General features: G+C 61.5%; 20 protein-coding genes. 11 read left to right on the top strand and 9 right to left on the bottom strand.

Annotation, left to right across the window (positions count from 1 at the left end):
* Positions 1 to 365: TCP-1/cpn60 chaperonin family protein (locus NKJ32_RS19375; RefSeq protein WP_352828519.1), on the bottom strand; the 365-nt coding region annotated here is incomplete at its 3' end.
* Positions 366 to 427: 62 nt separating this feature from the next.
* A complete protein-coding gene (groES, locus tag NKJ32_RS19370) occupies positions 428 to 724 on the bottom strand; it encodes a co-chaperone GroES (RefSeq protein WP_006203049.1) in 297 nt (98 codons plus the stop codon).
* Between the two features lie 217 nt (positions 725 to 941).
* Here groES and NKJ32_RS19365 point away from each other — a divergent pair, with 217 nt between their 5' ends.
* Positions 942 to 1,877 carry a bifunctional helix-turn-helix transcriptional regulator/GNAT family N-acetyltransferase gene (locus tag NKJ32_RS19365; protein ID WP_352569757.1) on the top strand — a complete coding sequence of 312 codons (936 nt, stop codon included), beginning with the start codon at positions 942 to 944 and terminating at the stop codon, positions 1,875 to 1,877.
* 40 nt (positions 1,878 to 1,917) lie between these two features.
* On the opposite strand, the gene NKJ32_RS19360 is transcribed toward NKJ32_RS19365, so the two are convergent.
* Complete coding sequence (locus NKJ32_RS19360) at positions 1,918 to 3,333, bottom strand: FAD-binding oxidoreductase (RefSeq protein WP_352643062.1); 1,416 nt, start codon at positions 3,331 to 3,333, stop codon at positions 1,918 to 1,920.
* 113 nt (positions 3,334 to 3,446) lie between these two features.
* On the opposite strand from NKJ32_RS19360, the gene NKJ32_RS19355 reads away from it, so the two are divergent.
* The 5 genes from NKJ32_RS19355 (at position 3,447) to NKJ32_RS19335 (ending at position 10,867) form a co-directional block, all read left to right on the top strand.
* Entirely contained in the window at positions 3,447 to 4,355 is a 909-nt protein-coding gene (locus NKJ32_RS19355; protein ID WP_352517858.1) for a LysR substrate-binding domain-containing protein, read from the top strand.
* 156 nt (positions 4,356 to 4,511) lie between these two features.
* The gene (locus tag NKJ32_RS19350; RefSeq protein WP_352517870.1) at positions 4,512 to 4,991 is read left to right on the top strand and encodes a MarR family winged helix-turn-helix transcriptional regulator; all 480 of its coding nucleotides are present in this window, start codon (positions 4,512 to 4,514) and stop codon (positions 4,989 to 4,991) included.
* On the top strand, positions 4,988 to 6,166 hold the full coding sequence (locus NKJ32_RS19345; RefSeq protein ID WP_352517859.1) for an HlyD family secretion protein: 1,179 nt from the start codon (positions 4,988 to 4,990) through the stop codon (positions 6,164 to 6,166). Before NKJ32_RS19350 ends, NKJ32_RS19345 begins: the two co-directional genes overlap by 4 nt.
* A gap of 304 nt (positions 6,167 to 6,470) precedes the next feature.
* Positions 6,471 to 8,006 (top strand): DHA2 family efflux MFS transporter permease subunit, encoded by a 1,536-nt coding sequence (locus tag NKJ32_RS19340; protein WP_352636556.1) that lies wholly within the window; start codon positions 6,471 to 6,473, stop codon positions 8,004 to 8,006.
* A gap of 173 nt (positions 8,007 to 8,179) precedes the next feature.
* On the top strand, positions 8,180 to 10,867 hold the full coding sequence (locus NKJ32_RS19335) for an EAL domain-containing protein (protein WP_352755941.1): 2,688 nt from the start codon (positions 8,180 to 8,182) through the stop codon (positions 10,865 to 10,867).
* A 43-nt stretch (positions 10,868 to 10,910) separates the two neighbouring features.
* On the opposite strand, the gene NKJ32_RS19330 is transcribed toward NKJ32_RS19335, so the two are convergent.
* Together NKJ32_RS19330 and NKJ32_RS19325 are read right to left on the bottom strand one after the other, a co-directional pair.
* Positions 10,911 to 11,429 (bottom strand): CAP domain-containing protein, encoded by a 519-nt coding sequence (locus tag NKJ32_RS19330; protein ID WP_352636558.1) that lies wholly within the window; start codon positions 11,427 to 11,429, stop codon positions 10,911 to 10,913.
* Positions 11,430 to 11,664: 235 nt separating this feature from the next.
* Positions 11,665 to 12,120: a MarR family winged helix-turn-helix transcriptional regulator gene (locus tag NKJ32_RS19325; RefSeq protein ID WP_352592996.1), complete on the bottom strand. Its 456-nt coding sequence runs from the start codon at positions 12,118 to 12,120 to the stop codon at positions 11,665 to 11,667.
* Positions 12,121 to 12,182: 62 nt separating this feature from the next.
* Between NKJ32_RS19325 and NKJ32_RS19320 the strand changes: the two genes are divergently transcribed.
* Complete coding sequence (locus NKJ32_RS19320; RefSeq protein ID WP_352636559.1) at positions 12,183 to 12,632, top strand: SgcJ/EcaC family oxidoreductase; 450 nt, start codon at positions 12,183 to 12,185, stop codon at positions 12,630 to 12,632.
* Between the two features lie 276 nt (positions 12,633 to 12,908).
* Here NKJ32_RS19320 and NKJ32_RS19315 read toward each other — a convergent pair whose 3' ends face one another.
* Positions 12,909 to 13,274 (bottom strand): winged helix-turn-helix transcriptional regulator, encoded by a 366-nt coding sequence (locus NKJ32_RS19315; RefSeq protein WP_023674333.1) that lies wholly within the window; start codon positions 13,272 to 13,274, stop codon positions 12,909 to 12,911.
* 107 nt (positions 13,275 to 13,381) lie between these two features.
* On the opposite strand from NKJ32_RS19315, the gene NKJ32_RS19310 reads away from it, so the two are divergent.
* The gene (locus NKJ32_RS19310; protein WP_352755942.1) at positions 13,382 to 14,086 is read left to right on the top strand and encodes a glutathione S-transferase family protein; all 705 of its coding nucleotides are present in this window, start codon (positions 13,382 to 13,384) and stop codon (positions 14,084 to 14,086) included.
* A 143-nt stretch (positions 14,087 to 14,229) separates the two neighbouring features.
* A complete protein-coding gene (locus tag NKJ32_RS19305) occupies positions 14,230 to 15,054 on the top strand; it encodes a DUF2189 domain-containing protein (RefSeq protein ID WP_023674335.1) in 825 nt (274 codons plus the stop codon).
* A gap of 6 nt (positions 15,055 to 15,060) precedes the next feature.
* Here NKJ32_RS19305 and NKJ32_RS19300 read toward each other — a convergent pair whose 3' ends face one another.
* On the bottom strand, positions 15,061 to 15,693 hold the full coding sequence (locus tag NKJ32_RS19300) for a LysE family translocator (RefSeq protein ID WP_023674336.1): 633 nt from the start codon (positions 15,691 to 15,693) through the stop codon (positions 15,061 to 15,063).
* Positions 15,694 to 15,812: 119 nt separating this feature from the next.
* The gene (locus NKJ32_RS19295) at positions 15,813 to 17,768 is read right to left on the bottom strand and encodes a pilus assembly protein TadG-related protein (RefSeq protein WP_352828528.1); all 1,956 of its coding nucleotides are present in this window, start codon (positions 17,766 to 17,768) and stop codon (positions 15,813 to 15,815) included.
* Between the two features lie 331 nt (positions 17,769 to 18,099).
* Here NKJ32_RS19295 and NKJ32_RS19290 point away from each other — a divergent pair, with 331 nt between their 5' ends.
* Entirely contained in the window at positions 18,100 to 18,960 is an 861-nt protein-coding gene (locus NKJ32_RS19290) for a TIGR01459 family HAD-type hydrolase (protein WP_023674338.1), read from the top strand.
* Between the two features lie 9 nt (positions 18,961 to 18,969).
* Complete coding sequence (locus NKJ32_RS19285; RefSeq protein ID WP_023674339.1) at positions 18,970 to 19,953, top strand: bifunctional riboflavin kinase/FAD synthetase; 984 nt, start codon at positions 18,970 to 18,972, stop codon at positions 19,951 to 19,953.
* Positions 19,954 to 20,031: 78 nt separating this feature from the next.
* Here NKJ32_RS19285 and NKJ32_RS19280 read toward each other — a convergent pair whose 3' ends face one another.
* Positions 20,032 to 20,586, bottom strand: a complete 555-nt coding sequence (locus NKJ32_RS19280) for an HdeD family acid-resistance protein (RefSeq protein WP_023674340.1) — start codon at positions 20,584 to 20,586, stop codon at positions 20,032 to 20,034.
* Between the last annotated feature and the right edge of the window lie 217 nt (positions 20,587 to 20,803).

Genomic DNA, 20,803 nt, shown 5'->3' with positions numbered 1-20,803 from the left:
AGGTCGATGCCGCGCTTGAGGTCCATCGGGTTCATGCCGGCGGCAACCGACTTGTGGCCTTCCTGGACGATCGACTGTGCCAGAACGGTCGCGGTGGTGGTGCCGTCGCCGGCGATGTCGTTGGTCTTCGAAGCAACTTCGCGGACCATCTGCGCGCCCATGTTTTCGAACTTGTCCTCAAGCTCGATTTCCTTGGCGACGGTGACGCCGTCCTTGGTGATGCGCGGTGCGCCGAACGACTTGTCGATGACGACGTTGCGGCCCTTGGGGCCGAGCGTGACCTTCACCGCGTCGGCGAGGATGTTGACGCCGCGCAGCATGCGCTCACGAGCGTCGCGGGAGAATTTTACGTCTTTGGCAGCCATTTTTAGCTCCTGGCAGGGGCTTGGATTGAGCCCGAAGATTTAAACGAGGGTGAGGCCGATATTCAGCCGATGATGCCCATAATGTCGGATTCCTTCATGATCAGAAGGTCTTCGCCATTGAGCTTGACTTCGGTGCCCGACCACTTGCCGAACAGGATGCGGTCACCGGCCTTGACGTCCAGCGGGACGAGCTTGCCGGCTTCGTCGCGGGCGCCGGAACCGACGGCGATGATCTCGCCTTCCTGCGGCTTTTCCTTAGCCGTATCGGGGATGATGATCCCGCCCGCGGTCTTGGATTCGGATTCGACCCGACGAACGACCACGCGGTCATGAAGCGGGCGGAACTTCGACTTTGCCATTTTTTATTCCTCGATGAGAATGGTGAGAACAGTTCCTCCGTCCGGCGGCGCCGGACATGTGGTTAGCACTCATCTTGGGGGAGTGCTAACGTGGCGCTGAAATAGGCTGGCAGCTCGTGCGAGTCAAGGCGCCCGCTGGGCATAATCAGGACAATTGCTTCAAACGGATACTTGACCAAGTCAACTAAATCGCTGATCTTGCCGGGAGGAGGATGCCATGACCATTCATCATCACCCAGGCAAGGAGCGGATCGACGCGGTGCGGGCCTTCAACCGCTTCTACACCCGCCAGATCGGGCTGCTCGACGAAGGGCTGCTGAAAAGCACCTTCTCGCTGACCGAGGCGCGGGTGCTCTATGAGCTGGCGCATCGCGATGGCCTGACCGCCACCGACCTTGCGCGCGATCTCGGCCTCGATGCCGGTTATCTCAGCCGGCTGCTGAAGAAGTTCGAGGAGCGTGATCTGGTCGAGCGCGCCACGATCGAGGCGGATGCGCGGCGCTCATCGATCGCGCTGACCAAGGCCGGGCGGCAGGCCTTCGCGCCGCTGAACCAGGGTTCGCACGACCAGGTCGCGGCTTTGCTCGAACGGCTTCCAGTTCCCGAACAGGACAGGCTGGTCAAGGCCATGCAGACGGTGCAGCGTTTGCTGGGCGGAAGCGCCGAACCCAAAATTCCCTATATGCTGCGGCCCCTGCAGGTCGGCGACATCGGCTGGATCATTCATCGCCAGGGCCTGCTCTACGCGCAGGAATATGGCTGGGACGAAACCTATGAAGCGCTGGTCGCCGAAATCCTCGGTGCCTTCGTCAAATCCTTCGATCCGAAATGGGAACGCAGCTGGATCGCCGAGCGGGAAGGGGAGGTCGTCGGCTCGGTCTTCGTCGTGCGCCAGTCGGACGCGGTGGCGAAGTTGCGCCTGCTCTATGTCGAGCCGTCGGCGCGCGGCCTCGGCATCGGCAAGCGGCTGGTCGAGGAATGTGTCGGCTTTTGCCGCGCCAGGGGCTACAGGACACTGACGCTGTGGACCAACGACGTGCTCGCCGCCGCTCGCCACATCTATGAGGCTGCGGGCTTTAAATTGACCAACGAGGAGCGCCACCATTCCTTCGGCAAGGATCTGGTCGGCCAGAACTGGAATTTGGAGCTGTAGCAGCGCCGCAGAATTTCGAGCATCGGCCTGGGGCGGTCGCTCAGGTCGCAGGCTTAATGTTTTGGTTCAAGCGAAAGAAATTGGTGGGATCATACTTGTTCTTTAGTGCGGCCAACCTCGGATAATTCTCGCCGTAAGCCGCCAGAACCCGATCAGTGCCCTCTTCGCCGAGATTATTGGCGTAGACGCCGCCGGTCGAGAACGGTCTCATTGCATCCCACAGGTCGCGCGCCCATCGGATGTGCGTTTCGTCGTCAGACGGATTGTCCCAGATCGATATCGGGAAGCAATCGTAAAGTGCATCTCTGTTGGCGTAGGGCGTTCCGTCCATCGGTACTCGCGAGATGGCGCCGCCAACCTGCTGCAGGACTAGAAGCGATTCGCTGGGTGCAGTCATGTAAGCCGCAAGCATGGTATCGATCGCCTGATCTGTGATTTCGCGCATGAACTGCGCCTTCCAGTAGTAGCGCCGCCCGCGCGGAAAGAGGCTGTCCCCGGCCGATTGGATTTGAAGATAGGGGACAGGAGCAATCCGGCGCTCAACTGGCGTGCCATACTCTCTCAGAGGTTGAATGATTTGCTGGCCTTCGTCGAGTGGGCCGATGTAGCACGCCGATATGCTGAAGAAGCGTTCGCCCGAGGGCGCCGTCACAAGTGCTGCATCCAGGCTCAGCTCATCCGGGGCGCCGCTCGAGAACGCACGATAGAACCGCATCGCTTCGCGTGCCTCTTCGTAGCGGTATAGCATCGATCCCGCGATGAGGAGCGGACCCACGGGATGGAGCTTGTATTCGAAGGTGGTGACTATTCCGAAATTGCCGCCGCCGCCCCGAATGCCCCAGAACAAATCTGCATTTTCGGCCGCGTTTGCCGTGACCAACCGGCCGTCCGCCGTCACGATTTCGACAGCGACAAGGTTGTCGCAGCTCAGTCCATGTTTGCGGCCAAGCTTGCCGAACCCGCCGCCGAGTGTCAGTCCGGCTATGCCGGTATCCGCATTGACACCCATGGTCGTCGCAAGACCATGGGCCTGTGTGGCTGCGTCGAACTCGCCCAGGTTTAGGCCGGCTTCTGCGCGCGCAACACGGCGGATCGGGTCGACTTCGATCCGCTTCATGCGTGACACATCGATCACCAAGCCGCCGTCGCATACCGAACTGCCGGCGACGTTATGACCACCGCCGCGGACGGCGACGAGGAAGCCTTGCGATCGGGCGAAGTTGACGGCCGTGACGACATCGCTGGATTCGGCGCAATAGAAGACAGCCGCCGGCCTCTTATCGACCATGCCATTCCAAACTCTGCGCGCCTGGTCATAGCCAGGGTCGTCCGGAAGGATCAGATCGCCGCGAATCGCCTGCCTGAGCCGGGCGATATCTGGCGCCTGCAACGTCGGCTCGGAACCGTCTATAAGCTTGAACATGCTCATCGAGGGATACCCTTCGTGATCCAGCACGGTTGGACAGGACGCTGTCGTTCACCGGATCATAATGATCTCATGCGGCGCCATTCGCTGCAAAATCGAATATCTCAGTCGCTGGATGAGCTAAATTCATCTAAACTGCCTGGATGAGAAAACTTCCGCCGCTCGGGTCGCTTCGCGCCTTCGAAGCCGCTGCCAGGCTGATGAGCTTCAGGAAGGCCGCGACGGAACTCGGAGTGACGCCAACGGCCATCAGCCACCAGATTCGATTGCTGGAGGAGGTCTGTGGGCAACTGCTGTTCCGGCGGCGCCCACGACCGCTCGTGCTCACAGGCGTGGGCGAACGGCTATTCCCGGTAATTTGCAGCGGCTTCGACGCTTTCGCTGCGGCAATAGCATCAGCCTCGGCCGGAGTTGGCCAACGCCCGTTGCGCGTGACGAGCCCAAATGCATTTGCCAGCCGATGGCTGGTTCCGCGCCTGTCGAAGTGGCGCGAACAGCATCCGAACATTCCACTGGAGATCATCGGGACAGACGCCGTTCTGGACCTGCGAGCCGGTGACGCCGACGTCGCGATCCGCTATGCGCGCAGGATGCCGCGGGATGTTCCCGCGCAGGAAATTTTTCGGGACGCATTCTTTCCGGTATGCAGCCCGGAGCTGTTCGCAGGAGGCGACCGACAGATCGAGCGCGCCGCCGATCTGCTGCAATACCCACTCATCCATTTCAATTGGACGAACCGCGACCCGGAAGCGCCGACTTGGCAACGATGGCTGGCGATCGCACGCTCGATCGATCCCAGCATCCCCAATGCCAACCAGGCATGGGACCTAAGCTTCCGTGAAGAGCTGCACGCGATTGACGCGGTAGCGGCAGGCCAAGGTATCGCTATCTGCAGCGATGTGGTCGTCAGTGGCGAACTCGAGGCTGGCAGGCTAGTCAAGGCACATGATCTCTGTCTGCCAGGCTATGGCTTTTACCTTGCCTGCGTAGCCAATCACCCCCGACAAGCGCATATCGAAGCGTTTTCCGCCTGGATGAGATCGATAGTCTGAGCATCTGAACGCCGATCTTCTGCATGCTCGTCACAAGCGCCCGGCGTAATAAATTGCTAACCACGATCGCCCTGCACCGACTGCCATGCACACATGCCGGCTTCTGGCACAATCCGGCTCCTTGAATTATGAGCACGCTTATTATATATGTCGCTCATGGTTTCCGACGGCATCGACAGATTGGGCTTTTTGATCCACGACGTGCAGCGCCTGATGCGCAAGCGCTTCGAGGCGCGCGCCAGTGGTTTCGGCCTTTCTTCGGCGCAATGGCGGCTTCTGGTACGTGTCGCCAAGGAGGCGGGTGTCGCGCAGGCGCGGCTTGCCGAGCTTCTCGAAATCGAGCCGATCAGCGTCTCGCGTCTTGTCGATCGCATGGAGGAGGGCGGCTGGATCGAGCGCCGTCCCGACGCAACCGACAGGCGAGTGCGCATGATTTTCCCGACCGCCAAGGCCAACGCGGCCTACACCCACGTCAAGAGCCTTGCCGGCGAGGTTTATGAGGAATCGCTCGTTGGCGTTTCGCCGGAAGATCGCCACGTCCTGGTCAGGGCGCTGGAGACAATGGTGCAGAATCTTGCAGATGGTGAGACGCCGCCCTCGGAAAAAGTGAAGAATACGGAAGGCGCAGCAGCATGAACGCGGTAGCCAAACTAGATGAGAATGCGGCCAAGCTGGAGATGGAAGCTCCCGCGAAGCCGGCGGCAGCTCCGGTAACGGTCGCTCCGCAGATAGCTCCGGCGCCGGTGGCGCCGAAGAAGAAGCGCCGTGCCGGCCGCTTCCTTTTGATGTTTGTGCTGCCCGCTGCGTTGATCGCCGGCGGCAGCTATGTCTGGGTGACCGGCGGCCGCTATCAGGAGACCGAGAACGCCAATCTGCAGCAGGCCAAGGTGTCGATAGCCGCCGATACGGCGGGCCGCATCGTTCAGGTCGACATTTTCGACAACCAGTCTGTCAAGCAGGGCGACGTGTTGTTCGCTATCGATCCCGAGCCCTACCGGATCGCATTGGCCCAGGCCGACGCGGCGGTGGCTGGCGCACGGCTCAATGTCGAGCAGCTGCGTGCGGCCTACAGCCAGGCGCTGGCGCAGGAGAAGTCCGACGAAAGCCAGGTCCAGTACGCGCAGTCGCAATATGACCGCGCCGCCGACCTTGCCCGCAAGGGCATCAACGCCAAGTCGTCTCTGGACGAAGCCAAGAACGACCTCGACAAGGCGAAGCAGCAGCTGGCCGTGGCCCAGCAAGGGATCGCCAGCGCCAAGGCGGCACTTGGCGGCAATCCCGACATCGAGACCGACAAGCATCCAACGGTAATGGCGGCGCTCGCCGCACGCGACAAGGCGGCCTACGATCTGGTCCAGACCACGGTCAAGGCACCTGCCGACGGCATCATCAGCCAGGCCGCTTCGTTCAAGGTCGGCCAGTATGTCGGTTCGGGCACGCCGCTGTTTTCGCTGGTCGAGACCGGCGACACCTGGGTCGACGCCAATTTCAAGGAAACCCAGCTCACCAACATGAAGCCGGGCCAGAAGGCCGAAATCGTGGTCGATACCTATCCGGGCAAGACGTTCGAAGCCACCGTCAAGGCGATCGGCGCCGGCACCGGGGCCGAGTTCTCGCTGCTGCCCGCGCAGAACGCCACCGGCAACTGGGTCAAGGTCACGCAGCGCATTCCGGTCCGCCTGGAATTGGCCGATGCCGACGCCAAGACGGCGCTGCGCACCGGCATGAGCGCGACGGTCACGGTGGACACCGGCGTTTCCCGCGGGCTGCCGAGCATTTTCGGCCGCGCCACGGCAGGCGAGGCCAGGTAAAGAGGCCTGGTAGCGGCCGCATAGCAAACAGCGAGATGGATGCAGGATTGGTCCGAGGGAGGCGCAGGAAAAGTTGAATGCGTGGACGGGCTGCGCTGTAGCCTGCCTGAGCAGACAACGCCGCGCAGGATCTTCGGTCCTCAGGTTTCCGGGCGGCAGGCGCCCGCTTGTCGAGACGCTCAGTCGATGTAACCCCCACATCGATGCTCGCGTCCCACCGCGATGAGGGTCTCTCTACAGCGAGGGCCTCGCCGTCCGGAAACCTAATGTACACGTTTTTGTTACCTGCTGGAAGTTTTAGCTCATGAGCAGCCCAGAACCCTTTCGCGAAGTACCGCACCGCGGCCTGATCACAGTTGCGCTCATGCTTGCGACGATCATGCAGGCGCTCGACACGACGATCGCCAACGTTGCGCTGCCGACCATGACCGGCGATCTCGGCGCCTCGCCCGACAACATCAACTGGGTGCTGACCTCCTACATCGTTGCCGCGGCGATCATGACGCCGGTGACCGGCTGGCTTGCCGACCGCTTCGGCCGCAAGGAGCTGTTCCTGACGGCCGTGGTCGGTTTCACCGTCTTCTCAATGCTGTGCGGCATCGCCTGGAGCCTTGAGACCATCGTTTTGTTCCGGCTCATGCAAGGCGTGTTCGGCGCGGCCATCGTGCCGCTGTCGCAGACCTTCCTGCTCGACATCAACCCCAGGGAACGCCACGGCCAGGCCATGGCCATCTGGGGCGCCGGCATCATGCTGGGACCAATCCTTGGCCCGACGCTGGGTGGCTGGCTGACCGAGAATTTCAACTGGCGCTGGGTGTTCTTCATCAACCTGCCGGTCGGCATCATCGCCTTCCTTGGCATGGCCGCATATCTTCCCAGCGTCGCCCGTCGCGTGCGCAGCTTCGATTTCTTCGGCTTCACCATGCTCTCGCTCGGTGTCGGCGCGCTGCAGCTGATGCTCGATCGCGGCGGCGAGGTCGACTGGTTTTCCTCGATCGAGATATGGATCGAGCTTGGTCTTTCCATCACCGGTTTCTGGGTATTCACCATCCACACGTTGACGGCGGAGCACCCCTTTATCGACCCGAAGATCTTCCTCGATCGCAATTTCGTCACCGGGCTCGCGTTCATCTTTGTCATGGGCGTGCTCATCCTGGCGAGCATGTCGCTGCTGCCGCCAATGCTGTCGACCATCTTCGGTTATCCGACCCTCACCATAGGCATCGTCTTGGGCCCGCGCGGTGTCGGCACGATGATCGCGATGCTGTTCGTCGGGCGGATCATGCACAGGATCGATGCCAGGATCCTCGTCGTCATCGGCTTCCTGCTGACCGCGCAATCGCTCTACACGATGTCGAGCTTTTCGCCGCAGATGGACAACTGGCTTATCCTCAGCTCCGGCGTCATCCAGGGCCTTGGAATGGGAATGGTGTTCGTGCCGCTGTCCACCGTGGCTTTCGCCACGCTCGACGCACGCTTCCGCACCGATGCAACGGCGCTGTTCAGCCTGGTGCGCAATCTTGGCTCGTCGATCGGCGTATCGGTGGTGACGGTTCTGCTGGTACGCAACACGCAGATCAATCACGCCGAGCTCTCGGCCTATATCAATCCGTTCAATCCCAACCTCTGGGCGGCATCGCCGGCAGCGGCGGGCGGCGATCCGACGGCGCTGTCGCTGATGGATAGCATGGTCAATATCCAGGCGATGATGATCTCCTACGTCAATGACTTCAAGCTGCTGATGATGATGACACTGCTTGCTGTCCCCTTTGTTTTCCTGCTGCGCAAGCCAAAGGCTGCGCCGCCCGCCGGTGGGGCGCCTGCCGCGCATATGGACTAAGTCTCACGGCTCCGGCACCGCGACCGGCTCACGGCTTCCGTTGCCTGTGCCGGTAGCGTCGGCGTTGAGCCAGGTTCACCTGCCATTAGTATATCCGGACCAATATGCAGTCGCTTTTGGGTTGAAGGCGAGCCTCCTTAGCTTGCCTCAAGCATCAGCGGGAGGAATTGTGTTTGGCCACGAAGTCATCCAGGCAAACCGCCGACGCGCCCGAATCCGCAAATTTGACGACGCTGGCACAACTGGCGACTGCCTCATATGAGGCCCTCGAGCGCGAGCTGCGCGCCACGATTGCGGCACTTCAGGACCAGGCACTGCGGTTCCAGACCGCGATAGAGAACATCTCGCAAGGCATCTGTTTCTTTGATGCCGATGAACGGCTGATCCTGTGCAATCGACGCTATGCGGAAATCTATCGCCTTGCACCGGAGCAATTGCAGCCGGGTGCGGCGCTGCGCGAAATCGTCGAGCGGCGCGTCGCTGTCGGAACCTCGGCAATGAATGCGGACGCTTATCTGGCGTTGGCCCGGGCAGTCAATTCGGGCACGGCTTCGGGGAACTGGACAGCCGAGCTCGCCGATGGCCGGACAATTCAGGTCTGCCATCAGCCGATGCCTGACGGCGGCTGGGTGGCCACGCATGAGGACATCAGCGAGCTCAGCGCCAACCGCTTGGTCGTCGACGAGCGTATCTCCTTGCAGACGCTGATCGACCTGGTGCCTGACTACATGTGGGTGAAGGACACCGAAAGCCGCTTCGTCGTCGCCAACCGAGCCATCGCGTCCGACAGCGGTCGAGACAGCACGAGCGACATGATCGGTCTGAGTGACTTCGATCTTCACGCGCCGGATCTTGCGCAGAAATTTCGCCTCATCGAGCAGCAACTGATGCGCGACGGAAAACCGATGATCGACCAGGAGGAGTTCGTCGTCGATGCGTCAGGCACCGGCAAATGGTTCCTGTCTACGAAACTGCCGTTGCGCAACGTTCAGAACAACATTTTCGGCCTCGTCGGCATTGCCCGCGACATCACTGCGCGCAAGCAGGCCGAAATCCTTCGCGACGGGCAGGCGCATATCCTCGAGATGATCGCAAAGAGCGCTCCCCTCGAAGACGTGCTCGAGCGGCTCATGCGTCTGGTCGAGTCCCAACTGGCGGGGATATTCGGTTCGGTCTTGCTGCTCGACAAGGATGGCAGCCACTTGCGCCACGCCGCCGCGCCGAGCCTGGCGAGAGACTACACCGACGCCGTCGACGGCGCCGCGGTAGGCCCAAGGGCAGGGTCTTGCGGTACCGCAGTCTATCGGCGCGAGCCGGTGATTGTCGCTGACATCATGCAGGATCCGCTTTGGCAGGACTATCGCGAACTCGCGCGGCCACACGGTTTGCGTTCATGCTGGTCGACGCCGATCCTGTCGCATCAGGGCGCCGTGCTCGGCGTTTTTGCGATGTATTCTATGACGGTGCGCGAACCGACCGAGGCCGAGACTCGCCTCATCGATTTCACCACGCGCATCGCCGGAATCGCCATCGAACGCAAACAGGCCGAAGACCGGATCCACTTCATGGCCAATCATGACGTGCTGACCGGGCTTCCCAATCGCGCCTTGTTGGAGGACCGGCTTTCACAGGCGGTCTTGTACGCCCAGCGATACGATCGCTGGGTGACAGTGGTGTTCATCGATCTGGACAATTTCAAATTCGTCAACGACACGCTCGGCCACAATGCCGGCGACGAGCTCCTGAAGATCGTCGCAAGTCGCATGGTCGACTGCGTCCGGGCGACCGATACCGTCGTGCGACTTGGCGGCGACGAATTCGTCGTCGTGCTTTTCGACCAGCCGGCGAACGTCGATCTCGTTTCCGAGACCTTGCAAAAGCTCAGGGCTGCACTCGCCGAGCCGGTTCAGCTCGGAGCGCATCTTGTGCGGGCGACGGCCAGTATCGGCATTGCCAACTATCCCAAGGATGGAACGGATCCCGATACGCTGCTGGCAAATGCCGATGCGGCCATGTATCGCGCCAAGGAGTTCGGCCGCGATAATTTCCAGTTTTACGCTCCGGAGTTCAACACCAGGGCGCATGAAAAATTCGTGCTTCAGGAAGAGTTGCGAAACGCCTTGGCGCGTTCGGAATTCACGCTGCTCTACCAACCGCAGGTGGACCTTCGGTCAGGTCGGGTTTTTGCGGTCGAGGCGCTGATACGCTGGAACCACCCAACGCTTGGCACGGTAATGCCGACGATGTTCATCCCGACCGCCGAGGAGACAGGTCTGATCGTACCGATCGGCGACTGGGTTCTGCATGAGGCGTGCCGGCAGAACAAAGCCTGGCAAGACGCAGGACTGCCGCCCTTGACCGTTTGCGTGAATGTGTCGGCGCGGCAATTCAGGGAGCGCAACCTGATCGATCGCATCGTCAGCGCGCTGAAGGACAGCGGCCTGGAGGCCAGGTATCTCGAGCTGGAGGTGACCGAGAGCCTTATCATGCAGGATATCGAGCTGGCGGTCGCCACCATGAACGCCCTGCAAAGCCTGGGTGTCCAGATCTCGATCGATGATTTCGGCACCGGCTATTCCAGCCTCAGCGCACTCAAGACCTTTCCCGTGGCGCGGCTGAAGATCGACAAGTCCTTCATCAAGGATCTCGCCGCCGACGAGAACGATCAGGCTGTGGCCAGCGCGGTGATTTCATTGGGGCAAAATCTCAACCTGAGGGTCATCGCCGAGGGCGTTGAGACAGATGATCAGGTGGCTTTCCTGCGCAGGAACAATTGCGACGAAATGCAGGGCTATCATTTCAGCAGGCCGCTTTGTGCGCAGGACATCGAGGAATTGCTCGGCGGCGGCCGCAAAAACTGACGGATCGGTCGCCAGCAGGCTTCCGCCGACCAAATGGCGGAAATTATCTGCCGAGCACAAGGCACCAATAGCGAAGCGTGCTGTCGCGGCCGTCGCGCACATAGGCGAGGCCGAAGCGGGTGAAGCGCGGGTCGAGCATGTTGCGGCGGTGGCCTGGCGAATGCACCCAGATATCAAACAGCTTCTGCTGGTCGAAGCGGCCTTCGGCGATGTTTTCGGCGGCAGCGCCGGCAATGCCATTGTCTTTGACGCGCGAGGCAAAGTCCTTGCCCCAGCCGGTGGTGTGGTTCATTCGGCCGCCGCGCGCCATATAGCCGGCCTGCTGCAGCGCCGCCTGCTCGAGCGGCGCATCGGGGACAAGCGGCCCGAGACCCGCCGAAGCACGGATGCCGGCCAGCGTGCCGGCGGCGGAAGCAGAGACACCGGCGCTTTCGCCGGTAGGCAGCACGGCGGTTGCGCATCCGGTGAGCCCGGCAAGGGCGCCAAGGCCGGCAGCTCTGAGCAGCACGCGCCTGCTTAGGCTTGGTTGGGCCTCATAATTTTCGATTTTCGTAACGGTCATGCCGGCCTGACATAACCGCGATCATGGCTTTTGCCGGGCAGGGCGGTGAAAATGCGTGATGAATGGTTTCGACGCGATGGCACTGTGTCAGATTGATTTCACCGCTCAATCGAAACAGGCTTGCTCGGATGGCAGCATTCGCCCAGGCGGCTGTTCGGGCTCGACACTCCCAGGGACTCGATACCCAGTCAGGCATTCACGGACAGAGAGCTTCTTTTGCCCTACCTTTGCGGCTTCACGAGCGCTGGCGAGGTATCCTCGGTTGCAAATTTTCGCTGGGGGATATCGCTTGCAATGACGACCGGAGCGATTCGTACGCCTGAGCACCAAGCAGCCTTCGGTATTGGTCTTCGAGACGCTGATTGAAATCGTGGACGGTCCGGATCACCGCAAGCGCCTCGTCAGTTGCAACGATTAATTTGGCCCGTCGGTCGTTCGGATCATGTGAACGCCGAACATAACCGAGGCGCTCCAGTTCATCGATCAACTCACCCATCGATGCTTTGCCAATGCCCGCACGCTCTGCGAGGACGCTGGGTCGGGTTCCTTCCGCGTCGATGTTGGCGAATACAGCGCCGTGTTTGGGCTTGATTGCCGAATGGCCGCTCTCCCGGAGCACCTGGACCAAAGCGCTCGCCGACGATTGATAAGCATAGAGAAGCAGAGACTGCGTGTATGGCTGATTATCCATCTTTCCAAACTTATATGGTGCCCATATAGTATGGCAACCGAACTATATGACAGGAGATCAGCATGGCTACCGGCAACATCCGAACTGAAGGGGTGGAAAGTGTCGCGCACAGGCTGATCGAAGCTTGGAATCGTCACGATGCTCGCGCCTTTGCCGCCGTATTCGCGGCAGATGCCGAGTTTACAAACGTCTTCGGTATGCAGGCGACTGGACGTGACAAGATCGAGCAGTTCCATGCCCCAATTTTTGAGAAGATGTTCAAGCACAGCCATCTATCCGCCGAAAGCGTGCGGAACAGGCTTGTTCGCCCTGACGTTGCCACGCTCGACCTGCGGTGGTCCATGACTGGCGCGCTCGATCCGATGGGAAACGAATGGCCGCGTCGGCGCGGATTAATCAGCGTAGTGGCGACGCGGGATCATGATGAATGGTTGATTACAACGATGCACAATATGGAACTTGGGGACGATCAAATGGCAAAGTCTCAGGAGAAACTTCAAGAGGATAAGTAGGCTCTTCATTCACGTCAGAATCGAAAGCGACAGCCATCCAGCATAGTCAAGCCGATCTGATCGGGCAATGAGATCGAACGGCGGGTCAGGTGATCGGGATTGGCGAGCTATGCTACAGGAGTTGGTGCTGGATGGCCCGTGCCTTGTCCGGTTTGGCCGACCACAATGGCGCGCCTCATAGCCGGTCGCCTTGGTCTTGCGGGATCTAATGTATGAACGGCTTGGAGCGCTGGGCTCTCGCCGGCAGTTCTTGGCGGCGCGGTGATCGCCGGTCGGCTATTCCGCCGCCACGAGTTTGGTTTCCGGCGTCGATGTAGCCCGGCTGGCCCGATCGTCCTCGGTATCTTCCCACCAATCGCCCAGGGCGTCGATGAGCGGCACAAGCTTGAGACCGGGCTCCGTCAGGTCGTAATCCACGTGTAGCGGATAGCCGGCATGCGCTGTTCGCCGCACAATCCCGGCTTCCTCCAGCTTGCGTAGTTCGAGCGCCAGGATGCGGTGCGACACTGTCGGATTGTCACGCCTCAGGTCGCTGAAGCGCTTGGTACCGTCCTTGAGATAATAGAGCAGCAAGGTGGGCCAGCGACCGCTGAGCACACGCATGGTCTCCTCGATCGGGCAGCGTGAGACGACATCTTTCATGGCGGGACCTGGTTACAGAATAGTGCGTAATTTACATGGGGCGACCAGCGTTTAGGGTCAAGTTTCGCTGCGCAGCGTGACCCCTAAATCATGGAAGAGACAAAGAAATGGAACCTATTCTCCTTTACGGCTTCCCGCTGGGAAGTTCGATGGGGCTTGTCGCTGCTTTTGAACGCCTCGAACAACGCTACCGCCTGTGTCGTGTCGACATGCTCGCTGAGATGAAGAACGACGCCTATGCCAGTATCAACGGCCGCCAGGAAACGCCGGTGTTGATCACCGACGAAGGCAGGGTGCTCACCGAGACCATGGCGATTGCCGCCTGGCTCGAAGCTCGCGATACGCAACGTCGTATCAGCTTTGAGTCTCGCTCGCCGGAAGCCGACCGGATGCACCAGCTGATGGCTTTCGTGAACACCGGTTTCACCGCCGCTTTCACCCCGCTCTGGGCTGCTTATGAAATGGAGCCGGCCGAACCGGTGCTGCTGGCGACCTTGCGTGACTTTGGCCGCAAGGTCGTTACCAACCGCCATGACCAGCTCGAGGCGATGATCCTCGACACGGATTTCCTGGTCGGCGACCGGCTGACGCTTGCCGCTACCACGCTGATCGGCGTGGCGCGCTGGGCGGAGTTCCACCAGGCGGTCGACGGCGCCGCTTATCCCAGGGTGGCGGCGCTACGTCGCCGCATCGAAGCCGATCCGGCCGTGCGATACGCGCTCGCTGTCGAGGCTGGCGAAAAGCCCGCCGGGTCAGGCGCTTGCCTCGGTCACGTGCCGCTGGCCGAGGTGATCGATCGCTTCGCGGCCTAATCCGTTCGTTCAGCCGCCCGGCGCCCCGGCGCCGGGCGGTGGCGACAAGCACGCCGAGATCCGCTATCTTACGGGCGTTCTTGAAGTGGCAGCTGCGGGCGGCCATCCTGGCGGTGACCGCCCCGACACACGGGAGAAAGGTTATGGCCGGCTTTCATGTCATGGCGGACGCACGTGGAATGCATGTACAGCCCACGGTGCGCCGCATCAGCACCGAGGATCTGATAGATGCGCTCCGTCTCGGCGTAGAGGATTTCTGGGCCAAGCCGTCGCATTATGTGTTCCTGTGCCTGATCTATCCGGTGGTCGGCCTGATCCTGACGCAGTGGACCTCGGGCTCGAACGCCATCCAACTCATCTATCCGCTGATGTCCGGCTTCGCATTGGTCGGTCCGTTCGCCGCTATCGGCCTTTACGAAATCAGCCGCCGGCGCGAGTTCGGCATGGATACATCCTGGTGGCATGCGCTCGACGTGCGCCACTCCCCGGCGCTGCCCGCGATTGCAGTCATCGGTATCACGCTGGTGGTACTGTTCCTGCTCTGGCTGTTCACCGCGCAATCGATCTACACCAGCCTGTACGGCAATCAGCCTCCGGCCTCTATCGTCGGCTTTATTCGCGAAGTGCTGACGACCAGCAAGGGCTGGACGCTGATCCTGCTCGGCAACCTGGCCGGGTTCGCCTTCGCCGCGATCGTGCTGGCGACGACTGTCGTCGCCTTTCCGCTGCTGCTCGACCGCGACGTCGGCGCGGTCTCGGCAGTCGAGACGTCGGCGCGCGCAGTTATGACAAACCCGCTGCAGATGGCGCTGTGGGGCCTGATGGTCGCCGTGCTCCTGGTCATCGGCTCGATCCCGCTATTTGCCGGGCTTGCCGTCGTCATGCCCATCCTTGGCCACGCGACCTGGCATCTCTACCGCAGGGTGGTCGAACCGGAGCGGGCAGAGCAGGTCAGGCGGCCGATGTAGGACCGATCAGCGTTGCGCGTCGGTTGCCATCTTGACGGCCAGCGCGGTCAGCACCGTGCCCATCATCCAGCGCTGGATCACCAGCCATAGCGGCCGCCCGGCGAGGAAGATGGCGATCGAGCCGGCCGTCACCGCGATGATGGCGTTGACGGTCAGGCTGATCGCGACCTGCGTGGCACCGAGCACCAGAAGCTGCGACAGCACGTGGCCCTTGCCGGGGCTGATGAATTGCGGCAGCAGCGACAGATAGAGCACTGCCACCTTCGGGTTGAGCAGGTTGGTCATCAGGCCCATGGCGAACAGCTTGCGCGGCCTGTCTTTCGGCAGTTCGCGGATCTGGAAGGGCGAGCGCCCGCCGGGCTTCACCGCTTGCCAGGCGAGCCACAGCAAATAAAGCGCGCCGGCAAGGCGCAGCACATCATAGGCAAAGGGCACGGCGAGCAGCAGCGCGGTGATGCCGAACGCCGCCGACAGCACATAGAACAAAAAACCGAGCGCCACACCGCCCAGCGAGATCAGCCCGGCCTTCGGCCCTTGCGACAGCGAGCGCGAGATCAGATAGATCATGTTCGGGCCGGGCGTCAGCACCATGCCGAGGCAGACCAGCGCGAAGGCAAGGTGGTTGGCGGGTTCAGGCAAGAGCGCATCTCCGGGTGGGGACACTCACCACATGCTTCCATCACCCGCAAGGGCATGACGGCAGGAGCCTTTGCGCCAGCGCGCCGGGCCCCCTGCCTTAGTTGCCAATCCCATCGCCTTCAGCCGACGATGCGCAGGTTCGACAATTCGTTGGCGATTTCCTTGAAATTGTCGGACAGCGTCGCGCCGGTTGCATTCCAGAACAGCTTGGCAGGCTTGCTCGGGTCGGCCGAATCCTTGCGGAAGCGCGAATCCGACGAACACGCCTTCAGCGCATCGATTGCCTTCTTGTCGCTGGCATCTGTGGGCGACAGGTCGAGCGCCACCGTCATCACCAGAACGTTCGAATTCTTTGCATTGGCGCAGAGCGTTTTCATCTGCTCGTCGAGTGCTGCCGTGTAGTTGGCACCGGTATAGGTGGTCTTGCCGATATCGGTGCTGGTATTCATGAACAGGCGGGTTACGCTTCCAGATCCCGGATAGGTCAGCCCAGTGTAGCCGTAGGCGGCGTAGGTCGACCTGTTGTTGGCGTAGCTGCCGTCGCTGACGGCACTATAAGTATTGGCTCCGTCGGTCAGCACCACGACCACCTTGTCGTTGCCCCTCTCGCTGTTCGGCCGACCATCGGTGAACGGTGGGTTGCTCGATACAGTTCGCCAGCCCCAGGCAAGGCCCTCCGGCACGTTGGTGTTGCCGGCCGGCGCCATGGCGTCGATGGCGTCCTTGATCTCCTGCTTCTCTGCGTCCTGGCTGACGTCCTTCAACGGCGTGATCGGGTTGGTGGTGCAGGAGGAATTCGGCCCATCGCCCGCGGCTGCGGATTGCGAACCGTATGGTTTTACCAGGAAATATTTGCGCATGTCAGACTGGCGCTGGGAAGCGGTAGGACCGGCGACATAGGGCCAATCGGCCCACCAGTTGTTGCCGTAATTGTAGGACGTGCTGATGACGTCGTTGATGCCGTCACGGTTGAAATCGAGCCACAGAGTGCCAGCCTCATCCGGGGCGAACATCGGCACGAAGAGCGTGGCCGGCGCGGCTGTATCGGGCGTGGTGTCGTCGACATTGTAGGGATATGGCCGTGCTTCGACGCAACCTTGCCAGCTCGCATAGCGGCTTGTGGTGTAGATATATTCCGGTGCGCTCCAGTGGCCGTACTGGCAGGTGCCGTTCTTCTTGTATGTGTCGCAGACATATTGCTTCGAATTGGGTACCTCTTCGCGGCCCGATTCGACCGTCATGTCGGCGTAGAGGCTGAAACGCGTCAGCGGCTGGTCCTTGGTCTCGCCCCAGCCGGTGCCGCGCTTGTACCAGACGCCGTTGAGCTTCTCGGCATATTTGTCCGGATTGTTGGCGGCACTCATCGTCGTCCAGTCGAAATCCTCGTGCTGGATCGGGGAGATGCCGTCCTGATCCATCCAGCTGTCCTGGTCGTGGGTAGGGCCGACATTGACCGAGGCCGCAAACGGCACGAGAGAAAACTGCACCGGTTTGGTGATCTGCTTCATCTGCTGCGCCTGAAGCGCCAGCGTATCGACAAGCTGCTTGGCGGCCGACTTCAGCAGGTCTATTCGCTTCTCGCCGGTGCCGGAGCCGAGATCGCTCATCGAGCCGGAATTATCCAGCACAAGCGCGACTTCGAGGGTGTTCTTGAGGCGGAGTTCCGAACATTCGGTGAAGGTCGTGTCGCTTGCCGTGCCGCCGATCAGCAGGCTGGCGGCCGGTAGAAAATAGGGGTGGAAGGTGAGGCCGGCGCAGAGCTTCAAGGTGCCGCCGCCGGCATTGTTGTTGGGCAGCGTGACGGTCAGCGCTGTGTTCGCCGGGTCGATACGTGCGAGATTGGTTTCGAAAAATGTCTTGGCGTAGGCCTTGACGTCGTCGTCGCTGGCGCCGGCAACGATCTGCTGGGCGGCGGCGAGGCCGGCCGCATCAAGTGCGTTCAGCGTTTCGTGCTTTTGGCGCAGCAACTCCCCGTAATCGACACTGAGCGCCAACCCGCCCATCAGCGGTACAATGGTGATTGCGGTCATTAAGGAGTAGTTGCCACGTCTGTCGCGTCGGAAATTTCCGATCATTGCCTTCAGCATTCCCGCCCGCCCTGTTTTTTTCCGGACGATGCCACGCATTTTTAAATTTCCGATTGCTAAAATACGTTCAAGGTCGGCACGGTTTTTCAATGCCCGTTAACCACACGTCCGCAATCGGCAATGCTGCTCCGCGGCAAAGCCCCATAAGGCTCTGAAAAAGAAGGCTTTCGCCATCACGTCCTCGCCGGCGTCCCCGGGCGGCAATCTTGCGGGCACAACGAAAGCTGGTGACAGAGCGAAGCGCTTCGGTTAATCCGGGCCGGCCGCTACGGACCGTCGGTCGCGGCGCTTGCAAGCATCATGGTACAGGGACAACGGCATGGCGGATTCGCCCGACATCATCGGTTCGCTCGCAGACCTGTCGGGAGCCTATTCAGCCATCCTGTGCGACGTCTGGGGCGTGGTGCACAATGGCGAATGGCATTTCCCGGCGGCGGCTGCCGCGCTGATCGCTGCTCGCGCGGCGAAAATACCTGTCGTGCTGATCACCAATTCGCCGCGTCGCAGCGCCGACGTGGTGGCACAGATGAACGCCATCGGCGTTCCGCCCGCCGCCTACGACCGTGTCGTGACGTCCGGCGACGTTACCCGCGACCTGATCGCCGAAGGGCCGCGAAAGATCTTCCACATAGGCGCCGATCGGGATTTCACGCTCTATGAGGGCCTCGACGTCGAACTCGTCGAGGAGTTCGAAGCATCCGGCGTGGTCTGCACCGGCCTGTTCGACGACGAGGTGGAGAAGCCGGAAGATTATGCCGATCTTCTGCAGAGGCTGCGTGCCAGGAACCTGCCCTTCATTTGCGCCAATCCCGACATCGTCGTCGAGCGCGGCGAACGCATGATCTGGTGCGCAGGCGCTTTGGCCCGCGAATACGCACAGCTTGGCGGACGCACGCTGATCGCCGGCAAACCCTACGCGCCGGTCTATGACGTCGCCATGAAGGAGATCGCCGTCATTCTCGGCCGCCGGGTCGAGCGTTCGCAAGTTCTGGCCATCGGCGACGGCATGATGACCGACATCAAGGGCGCGGCCGACAATGGCTTCGACGTGCTCTACGTATCGGGCGGCATCCATGCCCGCGATTACGGTGAGACGCTGCAGCCGGATCCGGCCAGGCTCGCGGCCTTCCTGGAAAAATATGGCTACAGGCCGGTCGCGGTGATTCCCAGGCTGCAATAGGTTCAAGCCATGACGGCCATGTTCGAACGCATTTCCGCAACCGCACCGCTGCCGGCCCATCTGCGCGGCGGCGTGGTGGCTATCGGCAATTTCGACGGCGTCCACCGCGGCCACCAGGCGGTGCTCGAACGCGCGCGCGCCGAAGCGGAGCGTCGCGGCGTACCCGCCCTGGTGCTGACCTTCGTACCGCATCCGCGAAAGGTGTTTAGGCCGGACATGCCGTTGTTCGTGCTGACGCCGCCGCCGATGAAGGCGCGGCTGTTGTCGCATCTGGGCTTTGCGGCGCTGGTCGAACAGCCGTTCACACGCGAGTTCGCCTCCTTGTCGGCGGAGGCCTTCGTCACCGGCGTGCTCGAGCGCAACCTCGGCATAAGCCACGCCGTTACCGGCTTCGATTTCCATTTCGGCAAGGACCGCCAGGGCGGTCCGGCCTATCTGATGGCTGCCGGCGAGCGCCACGGCTTCGGCGTCACGCTGGTGGATGCGTTTCGCGACGAAAGCGCCGAGGTGGTGTCGTCGAGCCGCATACGCACGCTGCTGTGCGAGGGCAATGTGGCCGAGGCCGCCGGCTTGCTCGGCTACCGTTTCACCGTCCAGGCGGAGGTGATCGGCGGCCAGCAGCTCGGCCGGACACTCGGCTTTCCGACCGCAAACATGAGGCTTTCGCCGGAAGCCACCCTCAAGGAAGGGATTTATGCCGTCCGCTTCCGCCGCGCCGACGGTTCGCTACATGATGGCGTCGCCAGCTTCGGCCGCCGGCCGACGGTCGACGACAGTGGCGCGCCGCTGCTGGAGACCTTCGTCTTTGACTTTTCCGGCGACCTCTATGGAGAGATTTGTGCCGTGTCCTTCTTCGGCTACCTGCGCTCGGAGGTGAAGTTCGATGGGCTTGACGCGCTGGTCGCCCAGATGAAGCGTGACGAGGCCGAGGCGAAGGCACTGCTCGCCGGCGTCAGGCCGCTTTCCGGGCTGGACGCGGCCATAGCTTTTTAGAGCATGGTCCCGAACTGAAGGTCAGCGAAGCAAAAACTGGGAACCGGTTTTCCGATTAAGATCATGCTCAACCAGAATTTATCTCTTCAGTGCCAAGCCAAGGGCGATGAAGGTCCAGCCCTGGAAGATCAGGTCGACGGCCAGGAACAGGCCGAGCACCCACACGCTGTTGACCGGCCAGCCCATGGCGATGACCAGTCCCGCCAGTGCGCTGATGATGCCGGCCGCGACCACCCAGCCCCAGCCCGGCTGCGGCCGGTGGCTGTAGCCTACCCAGGCCCTGAGCACGCCTGAAGCAAGCAGCGCGACCGCCAGGAGGAAGGTCAGCACCGTCGAGGCGAGGACCGGATTGTCGAAGGCGAAGAAGCCGGCGACGGCGTAGAGGAGGCCGCTGAGCAGCCAATAGAAGAAGCGGCCCCATGTCTTCACGCCGAAGGCATGGATAATCTCAACAATGCCGGCCATCAGCATCAGCCAGCCCACGACAAAGACGGAGGCGACGGTTGCGATGAACAGATTGCCGAAGGCGATGCCGCCGAAGACAAGCAGCAGCACCCCGAGCGCCACGAACCACCCCCATTTCGCCCGCGTCTGGCCAATGGCGTCTTTCATGGCATCGCTGTGCACGGTCATTGCCCTTCTCCCTCAAGGTTGCCTAGCTTCTTTGTTCCGGAAGGTAGCGCCGATCGCCTTGCCCGTCCAGCGAGCAGGCTGTGAGCGCCACACTCCCGAGCGATCCGCTAGACCTCCGTTTTTGACCCGAAGCGGCCAAATACCAGATGGAATAATTCGATCATGTGGGGGGTGAGCCAGTGCTAAAAGATAACAAGCGGGTTTACGGGCGACCCGT

Origin of the sequence: Mesorhizobium sp. M0159, assembly GCF_040322295.1 — a bacterium.
GTDB lineage: Bacteria > Pseudomonadota > Alphaproteobacteria > Rhizobiales > Rhizobiaceae > Mesorhizobium.
The sequence above is the reverse complement of the archived record's forward strand: the minus strand, read 5'-3'. Positions and strand labels throughout refer to the sequence as shown.